This is a genomic window from Pontibacter actiniarum, from assembly GCF_003585765.1.
Lineage (GTDB): Bacteria > Bacteroidota > Bacteroidia > Cytophagales > Hymenobacteraceae > Pontibacter > Pontibacter actiniarum.
The window spans coordinates 2,679,889-2,698,134 of the sequence record NZ_CP021235.1 but is presented as its reverse complement, the minus strand read 5'-3'; the positions used below and the strand labels follow the sequence as shown (position 1 = coordinate 2,698,134).

At 47.7% G+C, this 18,246-nt stretch carries 15 protein-coding genes and 1 pseudogene; 5 read left to right on the top strand and 11 right to left on the bottom strand.

Annotated elements, in window-relative coordinates; all coding sequences use genetic code 11:
- Window positions 1-499: 499 nt before the first annotated feature.
- Entirely contained in the window at window positions 500-916 is a 417-nt protein-coding gene (locus CA264_RS11635) for a response regulator (protein WP_025607332.1), read from the bottom strand.
- Between the two features lie 1,006 nt (window positions 917-1,922).
- On the opposite strand from CA264_RS11635, the gene CA264_RS11630 reads away from it, so the two are divergent.
- On the top strand, window positions 1,923-2,750 hold the full coding sequence (locus CA264_RS11630) for a hypothetical protein (RefSeq protein WP_025607331.1): 828 nt from the start codon (window positions 1,923-1,925) through the stop codon (window positions 2,748-2,750).
- 1,074 nt (window positions 2,751-3,824) lie between these two features.
- Here CA264_RS11630 and CA264_RS11625 read toward each other — a convergent pair.
- A complete protein-coding gene (locus tag CA264_RS11625) occupies window positions 3,825-5,033 on the bottom strand; it encodes a C45 family autoproteolytic acyltransferase/hydolase (protein WP_025607329.1) in 1,209 nt (402 codons plus the stop codon).
- 620 nt (window positions 5,034-5,653) lie between these two features.
- Between CA264_RS11625 and CA264_RS11620 the strand changes: the two genes are divergently transcribed.
- Window positions 5,654-6,811, top strand: coding sequence for a serine hydrolase domain-containing protein (locus tag CA264_RS11620; protein WP_025607327.1), 1,158 nt, complete (start codon window positions 5,654-5,656; stop codon window positions 6,809-6,811).
- 127 nt (window positions 6,812-6,938) lie between these two features.
- Window positions 6,939-9,368, top strand: a complete 2,430-nt coding sequence (locus CA264_RS11615) for a TonB-dependent receptor (protein ID WP_051364425.1) — start codon at window positions 6,939-6,941, stop codon at window positions 9,366-9,368.
- A 325-nt stretch (window positions 9,369-9,693) separates the two neighbouring features.
- On the opposite strand, the pseudogene CA264_RS11610 reads toward CA264_RS11615, so the two are convergent.
- From CA264_RS11610 to CA264_RS22375, 3 genes and pseudogenes are all read right to left on the bottom strand, one after another.
- Window positions 9,694-10,718, bottom strand: a pseudogene (locus CA264_RS11610) (IS481 family transposase); the annotation flags it as partial.
- Window positions 10,719-10,805: 87 nt separating this feature from the next.
- Entirely contained in the window at window positions 10,806-11,591 is a 786-nt protein-coding gene (locus tag CA264_RS11605; RefSeq protein ID WP_051364461.1) for an IS3 family transposase, read from the bottom strand.
- A gap of 32 nt (window positions 11,592-11,623) precedes the next feature.
- Window positions 11,624-11,752 (bottom strand): hypothetical protein, encoded by a 129-nt coding sequence (locus tag CA264_RS22375; RefSeq protein WP_257791722.1) that lies wholly within the window; start codon window positions 11,750-11,752, stop codon window positions 11,624-11,626.
- Window positions 11,753-11,838: 86 nt separating this feature from the next.
- Here CA264_RS22375 and CA264_RS11600 point away from each other — a divergent pair.
- Window positions 11,839-12,965, top strand: a protein-coding gene (locus tag CA264_RS11600) for an IS3 family transposase (protein WP_418313996.1) whose coding sequence is annotated in 2 segments (ribosomal slippage) — window positions 11,839-12,106 and window positions 12,106-12,965 — 1,128 coding nt in all. Because the reading frame shifts where the segments join, the coding sequence is not laid out codon by codon here.
- Between the two features lie 156 nt (window positions 12,966-13,121).
- Here the strand turns inward: CA264_RS11600 and CA264_RS11595 are convergent.
- From CA264_RS11595 to CA264_RS11570, 6 genes are all read right to left on the bottom strand, one after another.
- Window positions 13,122-14,063 carry a HipA domain-containing protein gene (locus CA264_RS11595; RefSeq protein ID WP_025607319.1) on the bottom strand — a complete coding sequence of 314 codons (942 nt, stop codon included), beginning with the start codon at window positions 14,061-14,063 and terminating at the stop codon, window positions 13,122-13,124.
- Window positions 14,060-14,392 carry a HipA N-terminal domain-containing protein gene (locus tag CA264_RS11590; RefSeq protein ID WP_025607317.1) on the bottom strand — a complete coding sequence of 111 codons (333 nt, stop codon included), beginning with the start codon at window positions 14,390-14,392 and terminating at the stop codon, window positions 14,060-14,062. The genes CA264_RS11595 and CA264_RS11590 overlap by 4 nt, the downstream gene beginning before the upstream one ends.
- Window positions 14,392-14,601 (bottom strand): helix-turn-helix transcriptional regulator, encoded by a 210-nt coding sequence (locus CA264_RS11585; protein WP_025607315.1) that lies wholly within the window; start codon window positions 14,599-14,601, stop codon window positions 14,392-14,394. The genes CA264_RS11590 and CA264_RS11585 overlap by 1 nt, the downstream gene beginning before the upstream one ends.
- Before the next feature lie 228 nt (window positions 14,602-14,829).
- On the bottom strand, window positions 14,830-16,104 hold the full coding sequence (locus CA264_RS11580; RefSeq protein ID WP_237151110.1) for a site-specific integrase: 1,275 nt from the start codon (window positions 16,102-16,104) through the stop codon (window positions 14,830-14,832).
- 473 nt (window positions 16,105-16,577) lie between these two features.
- The gene (locus tag CA264_RS11575; protein WP_025607313.1) at window positions 16,578-16,946 is read right to left on the bottom strand and encodes a hypothetical protein; all 369 of its coding nucleotides are present in this window, start codon (window positions 16,944-16,946) and stop codon (window positions 16,578-16,580) included.
- Window positions 16,943-17,341 (bottom strand): hypothetical protein, encoded by a 399-nt coding sequence (locus tag CA264_RS11570; protein WP_025607312.1) that lies wholly within the window; start codon window positions 17,339-17,341, stop codon window positions 16,943-16,945. Before CA264_RS11570 ends, CA264_RS11575 begins: the two co-directional genes overlap by 4 nt.
- Before the next feature lie 261 nt (window positions 17,342-17,602).
- Here CA264_RS11570 and CA264_RS11565 point away from each other — a divergent pair, with 261 nt between their 5' ends.
- Complete coding sequence (locus CA264_RS11565) at window positions 17,603-18,163, top strand: RNA polymerase sigma-70 factor (RefSeq protein ID WP_025607310.1); 561 nt, start codon at window positions 17,603-17,605, stop codon at window positions 18,161-18,163.
- Window positions 18,164-18,246: the final 83 nt, after the last annotated feature.

The window sequence follows — 18,246 nt, the reverse complement described above, 5'->3', positions numbered from 1 at the left end:
CTATGTAGAGAGTTAAAAAGCTCCATAACCACCCTCTTGTTACCAGGCACTCACCATGCTTTTACCGGTGAGCTATGTATTGACCCAGAACGCGGGTTTAAATTTGATTATGAGGTCGTACACAAGTTATACGACGCTAGGTCTCTAAAGCGAATGGTCTTTACACGCAGTTCTGCCTTGTTGCCAGTTTCTTCTTCAACTCTACATACTGCTGTAGCGTTAGTTAGTTAGTTAGTTAGTTCTCCTAGTGAAATAAGTACTCTATTTATGCGTCACAAAGGGACTCTCAAAGCTTGTTATTTCCCTATAACCTGTCAGGCTGATTTGGACTCCGTGACTAAAAACACTTCCCCTGCTGTTAGTCGTATAGTTCTCAATGTACTGCTCGCAAGCAAGTAAAATGCACAGTTGCAACCGCAGGCGGAGGGCACATACGGGAGGATAAAGGCTTGTGGGTATGGACAGCGGTTATGGGAACTTTGAGTACTCGAGAAGAGACTTAATTTTCCTCATAAAGCATGAGAGATATATCCTCTTCTGTAAGATGTTTGGGAAGGTAACCGTTAAAAGAGTCTTTCACGCAGATGCGTGTTTCCTCCATTGATTCTGTTGATGTCAAATAGTAAAGCCTGGGGGCGTAAATAACTTGTCTTTGCTCTAATTCTACAATAGTATTCGAAAGCTTGAAGCCATTCATGATTGTAATAGTCAGGTCAGTAAAAATAAGTACTTGCTCGAGATCTTCTTTTCCCTTATGACGGGCCTCACAGTTTGAATAAATCCACTTTATACCTTCCTGCTCAGTTGTCGCACTTTCTATAGCCTGGCAGATCCCGAGTTTATGAATTAAACACTTATTTAAAAATGAGGAAACAGGATCATCATCGATAAGCAGGATCTTTTTAAATTTTTTCATAGTGTGGTATTAAATTGGAAAAGTGACTAGTTATGGGAAGTACAATGCTTCTTTGCTATAGTGAAGCATAAAATGAAACAGCACAGTTAGCCGCGGTGTCATAAGTTTCATTTTTCTTTTCTGAAGTTAGTGTCTTTGAATTAACGGTAGCGTTCCTTCTTCATGGAGTACTTAGCGCTTGAAATGGATTTCCATACAAACAGAAAAATTATTGTAGTCCATTTCATACATAGTAACTGTAACTGAAGAATATGTTTAAGGCTTATCTGTATGATAGCCTTACAGCTAACGTTTACAGGGAGGCTACCTTGGTTATTAGATTCAAATATAGATGAATTATAAGAAGGTGATATTGTGATAATCTGACATTTTTAGAGTTGCAAGAGGGGGGAGTATACAACAGAATAGTTTCTGTTGTAAGCCATCAATAGCTTCGGTTTTCCTATCAGGAGAATAGACATGAATGTACAATACTAGCACAAATTGTTATTATTTCCTTTGTATTAGAAGTGTGGCAGTATTCACCTTTTTCGCTATCTCCCACAGTGAAAAGGCAAATTACTGCTTCGCTGAGTCAAACACCGCTCTAGTGACCGGCTGGGTACAAGAGGTTGATTGAGTTAAGGCGAGGCTTCTTGTTGTATCGGTTAGTATGATAAGCCTGCTTCACTACAGTTGTATTTATGCTCTTCATTGGTTAAAGTTGAATCAGGAGAGGCAGAGGGAATGTAAAAGATGTGTCTAACCAGGTAGCAGTGAAGTTACCGGAATGCATATAGCTGCACCGATACCTGCCTTATTGTTCATGGATTCCTGCTTTTCTCTGTTATACATTATCGAGTATAAGTGTTTAGACAAGTTTTTACGTGACTTAACTTGCTCTATGCAAAGTTATCGCTGTACTCGTTCCCTTGCTATGAAAGTACAGAACAGGCGGAAGCATGTTTTTGCCTGCTCCCTACCCAAAGGTGTTGAGCTTGTATCATAACACGACTTATAGAAGAACATGGAACATGCACTATGGTATCTATTACTCCTGGGCCATTGGGGAAAGAGAAGATGTTCCATTACGGATTTTTACGCCTACGGCAACTATTTAGGTGAAGCAATCCACCATGTGAAAGCTCGTGCGAAAGTACTTGGGCTTTCAGACTGTCAACTCTTAGAGGCTACCAGAGTTGAAACATTTTCATCACCTGACCCCATCTATAGTATCCGGTTGAGCAATGGTGTTTTTGTGGGTAAGGGTATAAGTTCTTTTACCGTATCCCCTGATACTGTTCCTTTCCTTTATCCTACCGGCATAGTTCAAAATGTTACAGATGGTTTACTAGAACTGCGAGATGCAGAAGATACCTACACTGCTAGTATGTGCAGCAAGTGGCATGTGGTCAGATCACAGTTGCAAAAAGTAACTTTCGAGCAGATATTTTACAAAGTGCTCGACATCGTGCCTCAGGTCCAGCAAGTATGCCTCACAGTGAGGGACTACAATGGCGAGGGCAGAGGTGCGTCAAAGTGGATAAAGAAAATAGAAGACAAACATGTTCTGCTGTCCTTGATCAAGGATAATAGCAAGGATATTCTGGAGAATGGTTTTGTAGAATTCGAAGTTTATACGCCGGATGGAGAGACTTGCTTAGGGTTTGACAAATACAGACACTTGTTGTTAAAAACACAGCACAAGGCCTTCTATCAGCTTTACCTGCTGCAGCTTCAGTCTTTTAAAGTTCAGGAAGTGGAAACCATCTCGCTACCGGATTCCTGTCAGTACTACTGTCACTACAGGCCCTTTGAAAGCCTCGTGGAAAAAGAGTTCAAGAACTTACTGTAGCGCCATGGATTTCAGAGGCAGTGCACAAGAGGTTATTCAAGGCTTCTACCGGTGCTTTCGCGTATTTTTAACAGTGGCTTCCATAGGCCTTAATCTTTGGAGGCTTTTAAAACTGCTACAGTTAGAGTTGCTGATATAATCTGTTGATGTCACTGTGGTTGAAGCATGTGCCTGCGGGTGCCCCAATCAGGGTACCCGCAGGCACATGGCTATGTCTTACCTGTTTCTCTATGAAGAATAACAAGAGCAGGTACTTAGAAGAGAGGGTGGTAGCTAATCAGCAACTGGAGTCTGTTAGCAATGCTTCCGCCGTTTCAGCGTCACGCACTACCCGGCAGCCATGTGAGGCGAATGCCCGAAGAACGGCTGGAGCGATCTAGCAGCAAGTTCAGGAAAAAGAGGGCCTGCCAGAAAGTAAATGTATCTAACTTCTGGCAGGCTTATACATGATCTGCAGAACCGCTACACGTAGTCAGGCTATATCACGGAGCAGCTCGATTTGCTGAGGAAGTAACTCTGCGTAGATTAGTTTCTGTTCTCTTTCATTCTTGGGATAAAGAAACTTTTGCCGCAAAGCAGGTTCTACAGTTGAAAGTGCTGAATGGCGGCCTCAGGTGATACTTGATAAATCCCATACGCTGTAGTTTTAACTATGCTTTTATGAGTGAATTGTTGTGTAAAGCTTGTTTGGGGTAACTTTTTCTGCTAACCCAACAGTGTCTAGTCTTATTTGATAAGTTATACTACGCTGGTGCGAATACGTTACTTTGTCCTGTGCAAGCTTAGCTGTGACTCACTACTTCCGTTTCAGTACACACTGTTCTCTGTGTTCATTTACATGTTGTGACTTTTACAGAGGAGATGGCAGCCCAGTTGAGATAAAAATGTCATCCGGTTGGAGTATGTAGCTAGTTCAACAAGTTCATCTAACTTTCCTTCAGGTAAAATCTTCTAGGAGGATGGATATTGTTGCGACATTAACTTGAAATGTAAAGTAAGGTTATACAGCAACAAGATTAGAACTGAAGTTGTTGCTTATGCCTAATGCTTTCAAACTGTCCAACAGCACTCAGGCTACTGGAGTGTTAGCAGGTAAAAGAAGTGTTCCTGGTACTTAGACTTATCTGGTGAACCGTAGGTTACCTGTACCGAAGGGTTATGGCCCAGGGTAAAAATCACAGAACTGAAAGTGAATGCTACGGCCGCTGGATCATAGGATACGCAAACAGGGAAGCGCTCGTGATCCTTTGAGCGAAGGGTTCCTTTAATAAGTTCTGGTGTTAGTGCTGTCTCTGAAACGTTCAGGCGTTGACGCAGCGTCTCATACCTTGTCTGGCTGTTCGTTTTTTGGCCTGTTCCTGTCTTTATACGTTGGTGGTATTCCTGCATCCAAGGTTTGATATCGTGGTTCTTTAAGGAATGGTTGGTGTGGAAGACCAAGTTTTTATTTTCAACAGGGAAAAAAGGTACTACCTGATTGGCCGATGCTTCAAAGTTGATGACTTCTGTTTGGGTTCCAATGAGATAGTTCTGACCAGTGGCATGCGGTACTTTGTTAATAAAATCGAGCGCCTGCTGTCCTGACGTCTGCTGCAGTATTCCGCGTGTTACAAAGGTAACAGGTAAGCCATCTATTGAATTATTCAGATCAGTCAGTGCGTTGATTACTACTGCTACACCTTTGTTGTTCATGCCAGCAAAACCGATAAAACCAGCGCAGGTCATCACGTATTGCTCCATGTTCTGCTCGCTTGAGCCAATGTGCAGCAGTACCTGGTACCCCTGCATATAGGTATCAATGTCTATGTTCTGAGCCACGAATGTTGGGCGATCCTGAGTCGCGGCCACGCCGATGGCACTACAATGGTCCTTGTCGACTGAACCGTTCTCCAGGCGATCCAGGTAGCCCCAATATTCATCAATCAGTTGAAACGCCAGCACGTCATCCATCTTTTGCCCGGAGCCGACCGCAATGCCCTGAATCTCCTGCCAAAGGTCCGGTGTCCACTGCTGGATGGCATCCTGATAATTAGATGTTTGCAGGAAATCAGCAATAACTGCATCAGGATCTTTGCCAGTGTCTTTTCTAATGCTTTCTTTCCACTTGTAGTAAACTTCTGCTATCTGCTTTTTTAACTGATATCCATGCTGTAACCCGCGGTTGTACCCGGTGCCGGTAAGCGTCAAGACAGGAACCTGTTTCGGGTTTTTAGGTTTGGCGATAGACTGGAATGTGAGCATACACATTAGCAGAAGTAAAAGTAATAGAGTTGTCTTTTTCATGTTTTAAAAGTTTAACTGGTGGTGTAAAGGGTAAAGTTGTAGTAATCTTGGATAGGTGGGCATTGCTAGCCCTGTCGATTGCTGCAAATGTAACTGTTTCCACATAGGGAGCTTTGTAACTTCCTGCCCAATTGAAGGGTGGTACAAGTAAACCCGGACAGCCTTTTAACACCACTGTCACTAAAGTACTAGCGGCTGATGGAAGCAGGTGTCATGCTGCCGGTTATGTGCAGGGTTCCTGTAAAGCTCATAGCGGCATCGACAACAGCTGCCCGCTCTCCGGCTGTTACCTGATATGGCTCTTTCTGTCATTTTATGATTACCAGGCTTTATAAGGTAGGCTGCTTGCGGCTATTTGCTCTTGCCGAACAAAGTTCTGAGACAAGGGTATTAGCCTCACAGTGGTGGCAGCGGGAGTCCCGCCATAGGCATTAAGTTAACTTTGGATGAAAATGAATTGTGCTAAATGACAGGATTGTACAAGTAAACAAACTTCAAAAAGTCATTACTTTATTGCCTTGAGGAAGAGGTGGTCTCTTATTGGATTCCTATGGAAGGATGACAACTTTCCATTTGCTTCTTCCAAGGCGAATGTAAGTTGATTATAAAATACATACCCTATGAAGCGATTATTTACCAGCACTTTGCTGATACTTTTCTTTTGCTATTTCAGATTAGCAGCACAGACTCCAGCACAGACTGTGGTTTTAAAAAAGCTGCTGCAGACTAAGCTCGACTCGCTACAAAAAGCCAACGGGTTCCCAGGAGCCACTTTTGCTGCCGTGTTACCAAACGGGGAAAAGATCGCTATCGCAACAGGCATAGCGGATTCGCTTGAGCATACGCCTATGGACCCAAATAGCAGAATGCTGTCTGGTAGCAATGGGAAGACACTCTTTGCCGCATCAGCCATGGTGCTGTCAGAGCAGGGCCTTTTTGGACTTGATGATAAAATTGAAAAATTCATAGGCCACGAAACATGGTTTGACAGACTGCCAAATGCACGAAACATCACCATGCGCATGCTGCTCAACCACACTTCCGGTATAGAAGAATACCTGGAGCAGGGCGATTTCATGCAGCGGCTTAAAAGCAATCCCTCTCACAGATGGGAGCCAGTGGAGCTTCTAGCCTACGTGTTTGACCGCGAACCTTTGTTCGAAGCGGGGACCAAATTTAACTATGCCGATGCCAACTATATCCTGTTTGGCTACATTGTAGAGAAGATCAGCGGTGATAAAATGTATGACCTAATTGCTACCCATGTCATTGCTCCCTATGCCTTGTCCGCTACAGAGCCGTCCGAAAAGCGAAAGTACAATAACCTTGCCGTGGGGTATGTCAGGTCGGGAGGACCTTTCCCAGTGGAAGGCGCTATGGTGAGAAACGGAGAGTTAATTCTCAACCCACAGTTCGAATGGGCCGGGGGAGGCTTTATATCCAGCGCTTCAGATCTAGCCCTTTGGGCGAAGGCCTATTATGAGTTTAAAGCTCTGTCACCTGATACGAGGGAGCAAATGCGGAAGGGTGTAACTGCTAACACAGGTAAAAATCACCAGTATGGGTTAGCCATGCAGATTAGACCTGGAGGAGAAGCAGGAGTAAGCTATGGGCACAGCGGTTGGTTTCCCGGCTATGTAACTGATGCTGCCTACTTCCCTGATTTAGACCTGGCTGTAGCCATACAGTTCAACACTGATAATTTTCACTTATTAAAAAGGTCTACAGAAGCATATCTTCTAGATATGGCAAAGACCGTTGCTACGATGCGAAAGTGAAATAGTTCGCTTCGGCTTACCGACATCTATCACCTGCGAAAATTCCTGGTTAACATTTGGGTGCAAGAAGTGCGGTACCACTTTTTCTCCTTCTATTCCTGAAGCTATTTGCTTTACTCTAAACGACATGATGAAAAACTTAATTTTAACGGCTTTCCTACTGTTCATCCTAACAGGTAGTTCCCTAGCCCAGTTAACAGGGAAACTACAAGATGAAAAAAGAGTTGCACTGGCCTATGCAAATGTGGCGGTACTCCATACTAGCGACTCTACTGCAGTGACAGGTGTCGTAACAGGGGCTGAAGGTGACTTTGCCGTTCCCACACCTGCCGAGGGGGAATACCTGCTTCGCCTGAGCGCAATAGGATATAGAACAATGTTTGTCGGTCCTTTTGAGGTAATTGCCAGAGGGATGCGCAAAGATTTTGGTGTCCTTACTTTAAAGGAAAACGCTGAAATGCTGAGGGAGGTAACTGTACAAACTCTTAGACCCACCATAACAGTGGACGCAGACAAGATGGTGGTAAGTGTCGAAGGAACTGCACTGGCGGCAGGCAGCACAGCTTATGAGGTGCTTGAAAAGTCACCGGGGGTATGGGTAGACCAGGATGGCAACCTGCAGCTAAACGGAAAGGCCGGTGTTCGCGTGATGATAGACGGGAGGCCCTCCTTCCTCTCTGGGAAAGAGCTTCAAAGTATGCTGGAAGCGATGTCTGCAGAGAATGTGAAAAGTATAGAAGTCATAGCCAATCCATCCTCAAAGTATGATGCTGCGGGAAGTTCCGGTATCATCAATATAAAACTAAAGCAGAATACCCGTCAGGGTATGAACGGTAGTTTGTACGGAGGGTATCAGTACAACAAGGCTTCAGGGTATAACGCAGGCGCAAACGTAAACTACAAGAAGGGGAGTTGGAATTCCTTTGTCAGTGCGGACGTAGCAAAGCGCCCGCGCCTGCGCGAAGGGGTTATGATCCGGGAGTTTTATGAGGCTGGTGCAGACGCTCGTTTTCACCAGCTCCGTGACGAGCTTATGGCCACAAGCACGCCCGCCCTGCGCTTGGGTACCGACTACGATTTTAACGACAAACATAGCGTTGGTGCTGTGGCTAACTTTAGCCACAGCACCACCGACCGTGCCTTCTATTCCGATACTGACATGAACGATAGGGCAAAGGGTGTGCACACGTTTGTAAAGGCAGGCAACTTTAATGATATTACCAGCAACAGCAGCGCCTTTAACCTGCACTACAGTGGCCTGTTGGATACGACTGGCACCAGCCTCGCCATAAACCTGGACTACATACAGTTAAATAATAACAACGAGGCTCGCTATGCAAACAGTTTTCGTAACCTAAACACAGGAGCGGGGAGCGAGGAGCTACTGAAAACTTATAACCCTGGTTATTATGATATTTACTCTACGAACATAGACTTTGGAGCCAACATTCTGGAAAACACAAAGCTGGAGATGGGGTTTAAAGGCAGCCATGTCCTATCGGGTAATCAATTAAGCTTTTACGTTGCCGATCCAGAACAGAAAAACCGTCAAGTGTTGGATGAGGCCAGGAGCAACCACTACCGGTACACCGAAAACATCTTTGCTGCTTATGCAAATCTTAGCATCAAGATGAGTGAGAGCTGGAACCTTCAAGCTGGCTTAAGAGGAGAGCAAACCATAGGTGAAGGCAAGCCAGTTGGAGGCGGTGAAACTATTAAGAAACGCTATCTTGATTTCTTCCCCAGCTTCTTCCTGACGCATAAGGTGAGCGGCAGCTACAAGATTGTTTATAACTATAGCCGTCGCATTGACAGGCCCAACTACCGTACCCTGAACCCGTTTATTTTTTACCAGGACCCGTACAGTTGGGCAGAGGGGAACCCGGACCTGAAACCGCAGTACACAAATTCGTTCCAGCTCATTCAAACCCTGCAGAACACGTACAATTTAGTGCTGGGTTACACCCACACCAAAGATTTCTTTGCAGAGGTGCCGCAACAGAACTCCGAAAACAACACCACCATATACCAGGAGCGCAATATTGACAAGTCAGAGAGTTTTAGCGCCACCCTTATAGCACCTGTTAAGGTGCTGAAAAACTGGGATGTGAGCAACAATCTGGTGGCTGGGCATCAGCGGAACAAAATACTGTTACAGGACAAGGAGCTAACAAACGAACAGTTCACATTTACTGCCCAGTCCACACATAACGTGCTGCTACCACTGGGGCTACAGTTACAGGCTACAGCGGGATACAGTTCACCCACCACCTATGGGGTTTACAAGTTCAAAACCCAGTGGTGGATGGATGTTGGCCTGAAGAAATCCTTTCTGGATGACAAACTGGACCTGATGCTTGGCGCCACCGACGTTTTCAGGACTAGGGAAGCGCGCGGAGACGCCAGCTACAACGGCAATATGTTCACGTTTGTCAACTATTTTATGGCAAAAAGCGTCAGGCTTAACCTGAGGTACAACTTTCAGCGTGGGCAGAACTTTAAATCGAAAAACAGAAGTACAAGGTTGGAAGAGCTCAACAGAGCAGGTGGGCAATAGGACGAGTATGGCATACGTGCGTCATTGTATTCGCCTTTGACAACCCCTATGCCTAAGGTAAGTCAGCGACTATATACCTACTGGAAAGCTTGCAGAAACATACCCCTGGCACATTACACGAATGGAGGAATTGTATTCTTATAAAAGTGTAATAGTCAAGATATGCTCTGCCAGTTGTGGATTAGCTGACAGGCATCTGCCCTAAAGTTGTGTTCCATGAGCCCGCGCCGTTGGGCTCATTTTTTTTCTGCACCACCCCTTCGTCTTCGGGTGTAAGGGCTGGTTCCAAAAAAAAATGTTTGACAGGATCTTGCCTCAAGCTGTCGAGCATTTTCTCCTTGGCCAGCGGAATGGTTTCGAGCAGTGTCTGGTAGGGTGTCCTGCCAAAGCAGTATTTGTCCGTATGCGTCCGCTCCTTGTTGTAGTATTCCAGCCACAGGTCCAGGTCTTCCTGCAGTTCCTCTAACGTAGCATACACCTTTTTACGAAAAGCGATGGCATAAAATTCGTCTTGCATAGTACGGTGGAAGCGCTCACAGATGCCGTTGGTCTGCGGGCTCCTGGCCTTCGTCTTGCTGTGGTCGACGTCCTCAATGGTCAGGTAGAGTTCGTACTCATGGTGCTCCCTGGCTCCTCAGTACTCGGTTCCACGGTCAGTGAGGATGCGCAGCAGCTTCAGCTCGTGCTGCTCATAAAACGGAAGCACCCTGTCATTGAGCATGTCGGCCACAGCAACGAGTTCTTCCTATCATAGACCTTCGCCTGCGCCACCTTAGTGTAGGTGTCGATGAAGGTCTGCTGGTAAATCTTGCCCGCGCCTTTGATGTAGCCCACGTAATAAGTATCCTGCGCTCCCAGGTAGCCTGGATGGTGCGTCTCTATCTCACCGTGCACTGTCTTCTCTTCCCTGGCTTTCTCCAGGGCCGCAATCTGCGCTTCGGTCAGGATCAGCCCTTCTTCAGCCACTTTGGCTTCAAGTGCTTTCAATCGTTTAGGGAAAGTCTCTAACTGGTAACGCAGCCACACGGATCGCACCCCTCCTGGTGAAATGAAGATGCCGCGCTTTTTGAGCTCATTGGAAGCTCTCAGTTGCCTAAAGGCAGGTTGCTCGGTGGCAAGTGCTACCACTGCGTCCTCAACGGCTTGCTCTACTCTGTTCTTGATGTTGGGCTTTGAGCGGCTGATCTCCTGCAGGGCTGATGAGCCGCCCTGCTCGTAGAGCTGTTGGAAGCGGTAGAAGGAATCTCTGCTGTACCCCATCACTTTACATGCCTGCGATACATTGCCCAGCATCTCGGTCAGGTTTAGCAATTCTAATTTGTTTTTGATAATTTTGTCTTGAGTAGTCATGGTATAATCTGACAGTTTAAGTGGTTAAATGCGTCATATTCAATATATCTTGACTATCTCTCTTTAGGCCATCGTAAAGTTAATTTTTCAAGTTACAGTTTCCTCCAATAATTCCGCGGGCGCCCTGAAGTTCAGCGCCTGGTGCGGGCGGTGGTGGTTATAGTCCTCCATCCATTCCTCAGCCTTCTGGCGCACCTCTGAAAGGGTTCTGAACACGTAAGCATTGAGCAGTTCTCTTCTGATGCTGTCGTTGCAGCGCTCGATGTAAGCATTCTGCATGGGCTTACCAGGTTGTATAAACACCAGTCTTACCTTGTTCTCCCTGCACCAGCATTCCAACTTGTTTGAGATGAACTCCGGTCCGTTGTCTACCCGGATCATCTCGGGCAGCCCCCTGAACTCCTTGAGGTACTCGAGCACCCTTATCAGCCGGATGGGCGGGATCGACAGGTCCGTCTCCATCGAGAGGATCTCCCGGTTGTAGTCATCGACAATATTGAGGAGCCTGAACTTGCGGCCGTCCCAGAGGCTGTCGCTCATGAAGTCCACCGACCATACCTGGTTGACCTTCCCGGGCTGGAACAGGGCCTGCTTCACACGTGCCGGCAATCTCTTCCTGTGTCTCCTGCGGATGTTCAGCTTCAGTTGGCTGTAGACCCTATAGACTCTCTTGTGGTTCCATGCATGGCCCTTTCTCCTGATTCTATGGAAGCACTGCCAGAAGCCGATGGCCGGGTGCTTCTCCACCAAGCTTTGCAGCTGCTCCTCTATCAGGCTGTCGTATTTCTCTGTTGCTTTGTACTGATAGGTGCTTCTGGCCACCCCTGCGGCCTTGCAAGCCTGACGAACGCTCACCCCGTGCTCCTCTACCATAAACTCCACCAGCGCCTTTTTCTCGTCAGGCCCTACAGCTTTTTTCCCACTGCGTCCTTCAGAGCGTGGTGCACCAGCGAGAGTTCGGCGAACATCTTCTTGAGGCGGCCGTTCTCGTGCTCCTTGATGATCTGTGGTTCTGTGAAGCGTGTCTTTTTCATTCCGTTTAAAGTTTGACCTCCCCCCTAAAAAACGGACCAATGTAAAGTAGAGAAAACGGGCAATAATCGTATAGAACCAAAAGCGAATTGCCAAGAAGAAATCAAAGTTTACTGAGGCGCAGATCATCTTCGCCATCAAGCAGTCAGAGACAGGAGTCTCTGTCGCAGAAGTATGCCGGGAAATGGGTATATCAGAGGCCACCTTCTATAACTGGAAGAAAAAATATGGTGGTTTAGGAGTATCGGAATTGCGCAAGCTGCGGCAGTTGGAGGAGGAGAACCTACAATTGAAGAAGCTGGTGGCGGACCTAAGCCTGGACAAGCAAATGCTACAGGACGTACTGCGAAAAAAGCTTTGAAGCCAGCCCAGCTAAAAGGGCTGGCTTCAAAGTTGACCGATGATTACCGCGTTTCCATCACCAGGGCCTGTAAGGTAGTGCAGTTCCATCGCTCCGGCTGGTATTACCGCTCCAAGGCCAGGGACAGCTCAGTGATCAGGAAGCGGATGCAGGAGATTGCTCAGGTAAGGGTCCGCTACGGGTTCTGGCGTATCTTTATCCTGCTCAGGCGGGAGGGCTGGAAGGATAACCATAAGCGTGTACATCGCCTCTATAAGGACGAGGGGCTGAATCTAAGGAGCAAAAGGCCCAGAAGAAGCAAAGCTGCGGCCCATCGGCTGGAACGCCCAGAGCTCTCTACTAACCATGAGTGCTGGAGCATGGATTTCGTGGCAGATCAGCTCTTCGACGGCAGGAAATTCCGCTGCTTAACTGTAGTGGATAATTATAGCCGCCAATGCCCAGGGATTCAGGTGGGACAGTCACTAAAGGGAGAAGATGTTGTAACCGCTTTGGAGAGCATCAGGCAGGACACTAAAAAGCTGCCCAAGCGTATACAGGTGGACAACGGCAGCGAGTTTATCTCCAAGGCACTGGATAGGTGGGCCTATGACAACAAGGTGACGCTGGACTTCTCCAGGCCCGGAAAACCAACGGATAATGCCTTTATTGAGTCCTTCAACGGGAGCTTTAGGGACGAGTGTCTGAACGTGAACTGGTTCCTGTCACTGGAGGATGCCCAGGAAAAGATCGAGGCCTGGCGGCAGGAGTATAATGGCTTCCGGCCCCACAGTTCACTAGGTGACAGAACACCGGAGGAGTGGATACAAAAAAATATAGTAAAACCTGAATTCTCTACTTTTGACCGGTCCTAAAAATGGGAGGAGCTCATCAGCGGAATAACATTCTACTGAGATTTGGCGTGAAGCAGGTGCTGGTTCAAGGATCGTTGCACCAACAGGAGCAAGCAGACATGCTGCAATGGGTTTAGTCGCGCTCAACAACGCCGATCCTGCCTCGGGGGCAGTCACTTAAGCCAACCTGGAAAATCTTTCGTGCATCACAGCCTTATAGGCTTCTTTAGTTCCTTCGCTTAAAAAGCTGGTGTCTATAAACGAGACCCATTTGGCCTTCGCCTTAATCATCTTGCTAAAAAGGTTCTGCTGTTGTCTTTCGTTCAGCTTGAGGGTGGTGAATGCTGTTATGAAGTCTTCCTTTTTGATTTTCTTCCTCTTGCCATTGAGCATAAGGGCCAGGTCTTCGTCATCTGCCGGGTTCACGACAGCCGTGGCCACCATGTCATAGGCCGGTGCCAAGACTGGTCCGAAGCCAGGCTGGTGAAGCAGGGAGAAATTCTTCAGGTGCATGTCCGCATTCCCAGTGAGAAAGGAAAAGAGTACCTGCTCAAAGAAGTTAATCACGTCCAGGCCCGGGTTGACCGAGTACCTAAGGATAGCCTTGGCTATCTGTTCGTAAGAGCCATAGTATTTATCTTCCGTAAGCCGTTCCGTCAGCTGGCACATGTCCTCCATGTGGAGCTTGCCTTTCGGTGTGCGGTCTATGCGTTTGGTAATGTAGGACAGATTTCCTGACTTCAAACGGATCAGGCTGTGCGGCACCACGGTTATTCCGGCGATGGTTGCCAGGTGCATGGTTAGGTCCTCTACCTCCGGAAGTTGGGCATAATGTGGGCTTGGTGGCTTCAGAATGTAGCCTCCCCACAAGCCGACGATGGTGAAGCGCTTGGGGTCGGCAGCAGTCGGTCCCGGTGCCAGGTCGAGCGACAGCTTCGGTTGCACCCCAGTGACCGCGGCATGGTTCCGGATCACCTGCTCAGCCAGCTGCTCCATTTGTGCCTCCGTATATGGCAGGGTAGGAGGGGTTGCCTGTCCGAACAGCTTTTTGCTGCAGCGCGCATGGAAGTCCCCCTCATGTTCTGCCAGGAGTTGATAGCAATACAGACACCTTTTCATGCGTTTCCCTCCTCATCAACCGGGTATACACTTACAGCTCCGATGCAGTCCTGGCAGCAGGCGAGCAGTAATCCCATGCGGTCCCGCGGGTTTAGTTTCCAGTTGCGCTCGGCGATGTCCAGTAGCCATCCTTCCGGGATCAGTCCGTCAAAGAACGGGAACAGGACCCTGCTGGTGAAGGGCTTTTCCTGCAGCGGTAGCGTAAGGCTGACCGGTTCTGGCGCAGGAGATTGCAGGTAGGCCGGGTCATACACAAAATGGTACCCGTTCTCGTCCTGCGTCAGCCAGCCGGCCGTTCTGTCGTGGAGCTTTATCTCGGCTTTTCGCATCAGGTAGTTATGTTATGTGTTGTAGGTACGGGTCCTATCTGGTGCCCGAAGAGCTGCAGCACCTGATTCACCTTATCCAGGCGGAGAGTCTCTTTCCCCTGCTCCAGGTCCCGTATAAACCGGAGGCCGACACCTGCCTTCACCGCCAGTTCTGGTTGTGTCAGGCTCGCTTGCTTGCGCCTTTCCTTTACAAACTCATTTAATAGCATATTTTATACCTTATCGGGTATAAATTTACGAAAAATATTAGTATTATACCTTATCGGGTATAAATATTTGTTTTGTGATGCTTCTATACCCGATGAGGTATAATAAAGTGTTAAGTAGTGGCGAAATTCACAGCCGTTACCCCACATTAATGAGTTAATTGAGTGCATGCAGGCTATCAGTTTACTCCAGACTTATTATAGCTCATGGTGCATTCGATTTATATCTGTTTATTTGCCGAATGCCGTGAGATGCGCCGCATACTGCCGCTTCACGTCATCTTCGAAGCTGTCGAGATAGAACTCCGTCGTTTTGAGGTTGCTGTGACCAAGCGACTCGGAGATGAATTCGGTGGGGGCACCGGCGCGCTTGAGGACGGTGGAGAAGGTGTGCCGGGCAGTATAAGTAGTCACGTTATGTTCGATGCCTACGTCGGCGGCAACTCGTTTGATGTAGAGGTTGATCGTTTTGGTTGTTTGTCTGACATAGGCTAGCTCTTGCTCAGGAGTTATGCCCGCCCTGAGAATAGGAAAGACGTAGGTGTCTGGTGATACCGGTTTGTTGCCCCACCGCTTGATGATACGATTGATTTCAGGGGTGCGCATGGCTACGATGGGCTTGAGGGCATGACGGGTGGTGCGTTCTGTCTTCGCCCGGATAAAGGTAATGCACTCCCGGCTCAACTGCTTGTACTTTAACCGCGCAATGTCTTTGACGTTGATGCCATTGCACAGGTAGGAGAAGATCCAGAAGTCCCGGGCCTTCGCCTGGCTGTCGTGCACGGGGTGGTAGTTGTATATTTTCTCCACATCCGAAATTGTCAGCGCTTTTTTGACATTCTTGCTGGCTGGCATCCTGTACTTCCTTCTTCCGAACGGATAGAGGTCCCTGCTCAAGTCCCCTGCGTCTATAAGATCATTAAACAGGGTGCGGAGCGTACGCAGGTACATGCTTACCGTCGTCAGGGTCTTTCCGCGGCTGAGCATCCATTTTTCATAAGTATTTAGGAAGTCGACGGTAATATCGGTAAAAGGCAGCGGCTTTTTCCTTCTTTTCAGGTCCTCCTTCCTTTCCTTAGACTTTTGAATAGAAAGTCTCCTTCGGTTGATGGGAGGCTCCTTGAGCATAAAAGAAATAAGTGAGATATAGGCAGTTTCATAGAAGTTGGCGTTGGCAGCCTGCCCATTCTCACTCAGTTGCTTAATGCTCTGCTCGTAGGCCGCGAACACATCCGTTCTTGCCGGCAGGTCCAGAAACTTCCTGTCAAAGGCATCGAAGGTGAAGAAGGGCATCTTCTCAATGATGCGGACTGCCTTCTGCTCTAAAGCCTGCAGGGAGAGCTGGATTTCTTTGTGTCTGCCCCTGGGTTTGTCCCCTTGTACTTTGGAGAAGTCTTCCTCAGACAGGGCATATTGGGTCCCGTAATATTTTCGTTGTCTTAGGTAAGTAACCCTTAACTTTACACGGTACGTCCCGTCCTTTAACGGGCGTCTGGTGTCCAACATAATGGATGTGGATGCAGTTATCATAGCTGTGTGCAAGGTGTTTCTGTGCACACAATTTGCACACAAAGAGCTAAAATAGCAATAATTACCAAAAATTAATTTTTAGTAAAAGTGTTGTTAATCAGAAGTTTATAAAATATTAAAAAACATGTATAACTGGTAAAATACTATTGTTTGCCGCTTCTAAGCAGTAGGTCTTTGGTTCGAATCCAAACGGGATCACAAAAAGCCTCTCTACATCACGTAGAGGGGCTTTTTTGTTTTATGGGCACCAAATTGGGCACCATTTTCAAGTCCATGCTTTCCCAAATGCCCGCCTTTCCAGCTCGTTCAGCTGCTGTAATTTCTCCTTAGTATCGCCGATATTGTTGTGCACCTCCAGCCGGTTCGGTCAGCTCAGTACCTCCTGTTTCATCTCCCGTACCTCCTGCAGCAACTGCTCCTCAAACTTGGTCAGCGTCTGGTTCTCGTTACTACTGTTTGGCAGGGACCGGTGCGGTCATGCTGCCGTCGGCGAAAGCACGAACTCTCTTCTGGCGCTCTGCCTCCAGCCACTGCACAACGTTAGCATACTTCGGCGACTCCACCATCCAGTTGGGCAGCACTAACTCCCGGCCGCGCTCCCCGATCAGGTCGAGCTGTGCATCGTTCACAAAACCACCGTCGGCAAAGGCACCGATGTTGCCCCCGGAGGAACCGCTGGCCGTCTGCCACAGCCCGTTCACTTCATTCATCGGGATGGTCTTGCCTCCGGAGCCGGTAAAGCCTCTCTGCTCAAAGGCTACTACCTTGGCCATGGATATTTCCGCACGCACCGTGGAAAGGATGTTGACGGCTTTCAACTGAGTGCACCGGCGGCACCAAAGGTAACGGCATTCAGCGGGTTGGCAGCCGCAGCCACGGCGTTAAAGGCCAGTTCCCTCTCCAGGTTCATAATGATCTCGGCCACTGTCAGTATTTTGCGGATCGCCTTGAACACCTGGTAAGCGGCTGACTCCTCATTCAGGAAGCCCATCCGGCCATCTAAGGTGTCGCCTGCGATAGACAGGCGCATCTCGGACATGCTTCGCTCAAAGTTTGCCCGCTCCTGGGCCAGTGCCTTGTTCTTTTCCGTCTTCTCTTTCTCGATGTATAGGATTTCATTTTTGATTTTGAGTGCCTCCAGTATTGCTCCCTGACCAGCGGCCTGCAGGAATTCCAGTTTCTGGTGAAGCGTCTGCTGGTGCAACTCCAGCAAGGCTTGCTCTCTGGCAGCCTCGGCGTTATGGGCACGCAGACATAGTCTAATACTCTTCCTCCTCAAGCTCAAAAAAGTATTCTACCCGCTGCAACTTCCTGTCTGTCTGTTTAACTTCTTTCGGCGCCAACTTGTACTCCTCATCCTTTAACCGCTGCTGCTCAGCATAGGTGGCCAACAAATCCTGTTTCTTACTTTCTTTAGTATAAAATAGTATATATCAAAATCTCTTACTAGATTTTAGGTCCACAAGTAAAAATTATGGACAAGTCACTAATCAGCGAACTTAAGGAAGGGAGCGAAAAGGCTTATGATGCACTGTTTCATAAGTTCTATGGGCGTTTATGTGGATTTGCAATAAGGTTTGTTCGCGATCAAGAGATTGCTGAAGAAATAGTGGCCGAATCCATGGTGGTGCTTTGGGAGAAGCGCCATAAGTTTGACAACATGCTTGCCTTGAAGTCCTACCTTTATAACACTGTGCGTAACGCATCGCTGGATTACCTTAAAAAGTCAGGAAGGCATACCTCTCTGGACATGCTCGATGGAATGGAAGCCGTTGTGGCGGCGGATTTCTATATTGTGGAGGAGGAGGTGCATGCTACACTCTACCAGGCCTTGGAAGCCTTACCTGCGAAATGTAGGCGGGTGTTTGAACTTTCCTGTATTGAAGAACTGAAGTATAGTGAAATCGCAGATGATATGGGCATTAGCCTGAATACTGTTAAATCACAGCGGGCAAGGGCAATCCAGTTACTCAGGGATTTTCTGAAAGCCCACCCTTATGCTGTATTGCTCCTCCAGATTCTGCTGGGAAGGTAGCGTAATGACGTCGTGACGGCGGTAGAGTTTAAGTAGCTCAGAGCAAGCAGATGAAAAAATAAAAAAAGTTTTCCACCCGAATC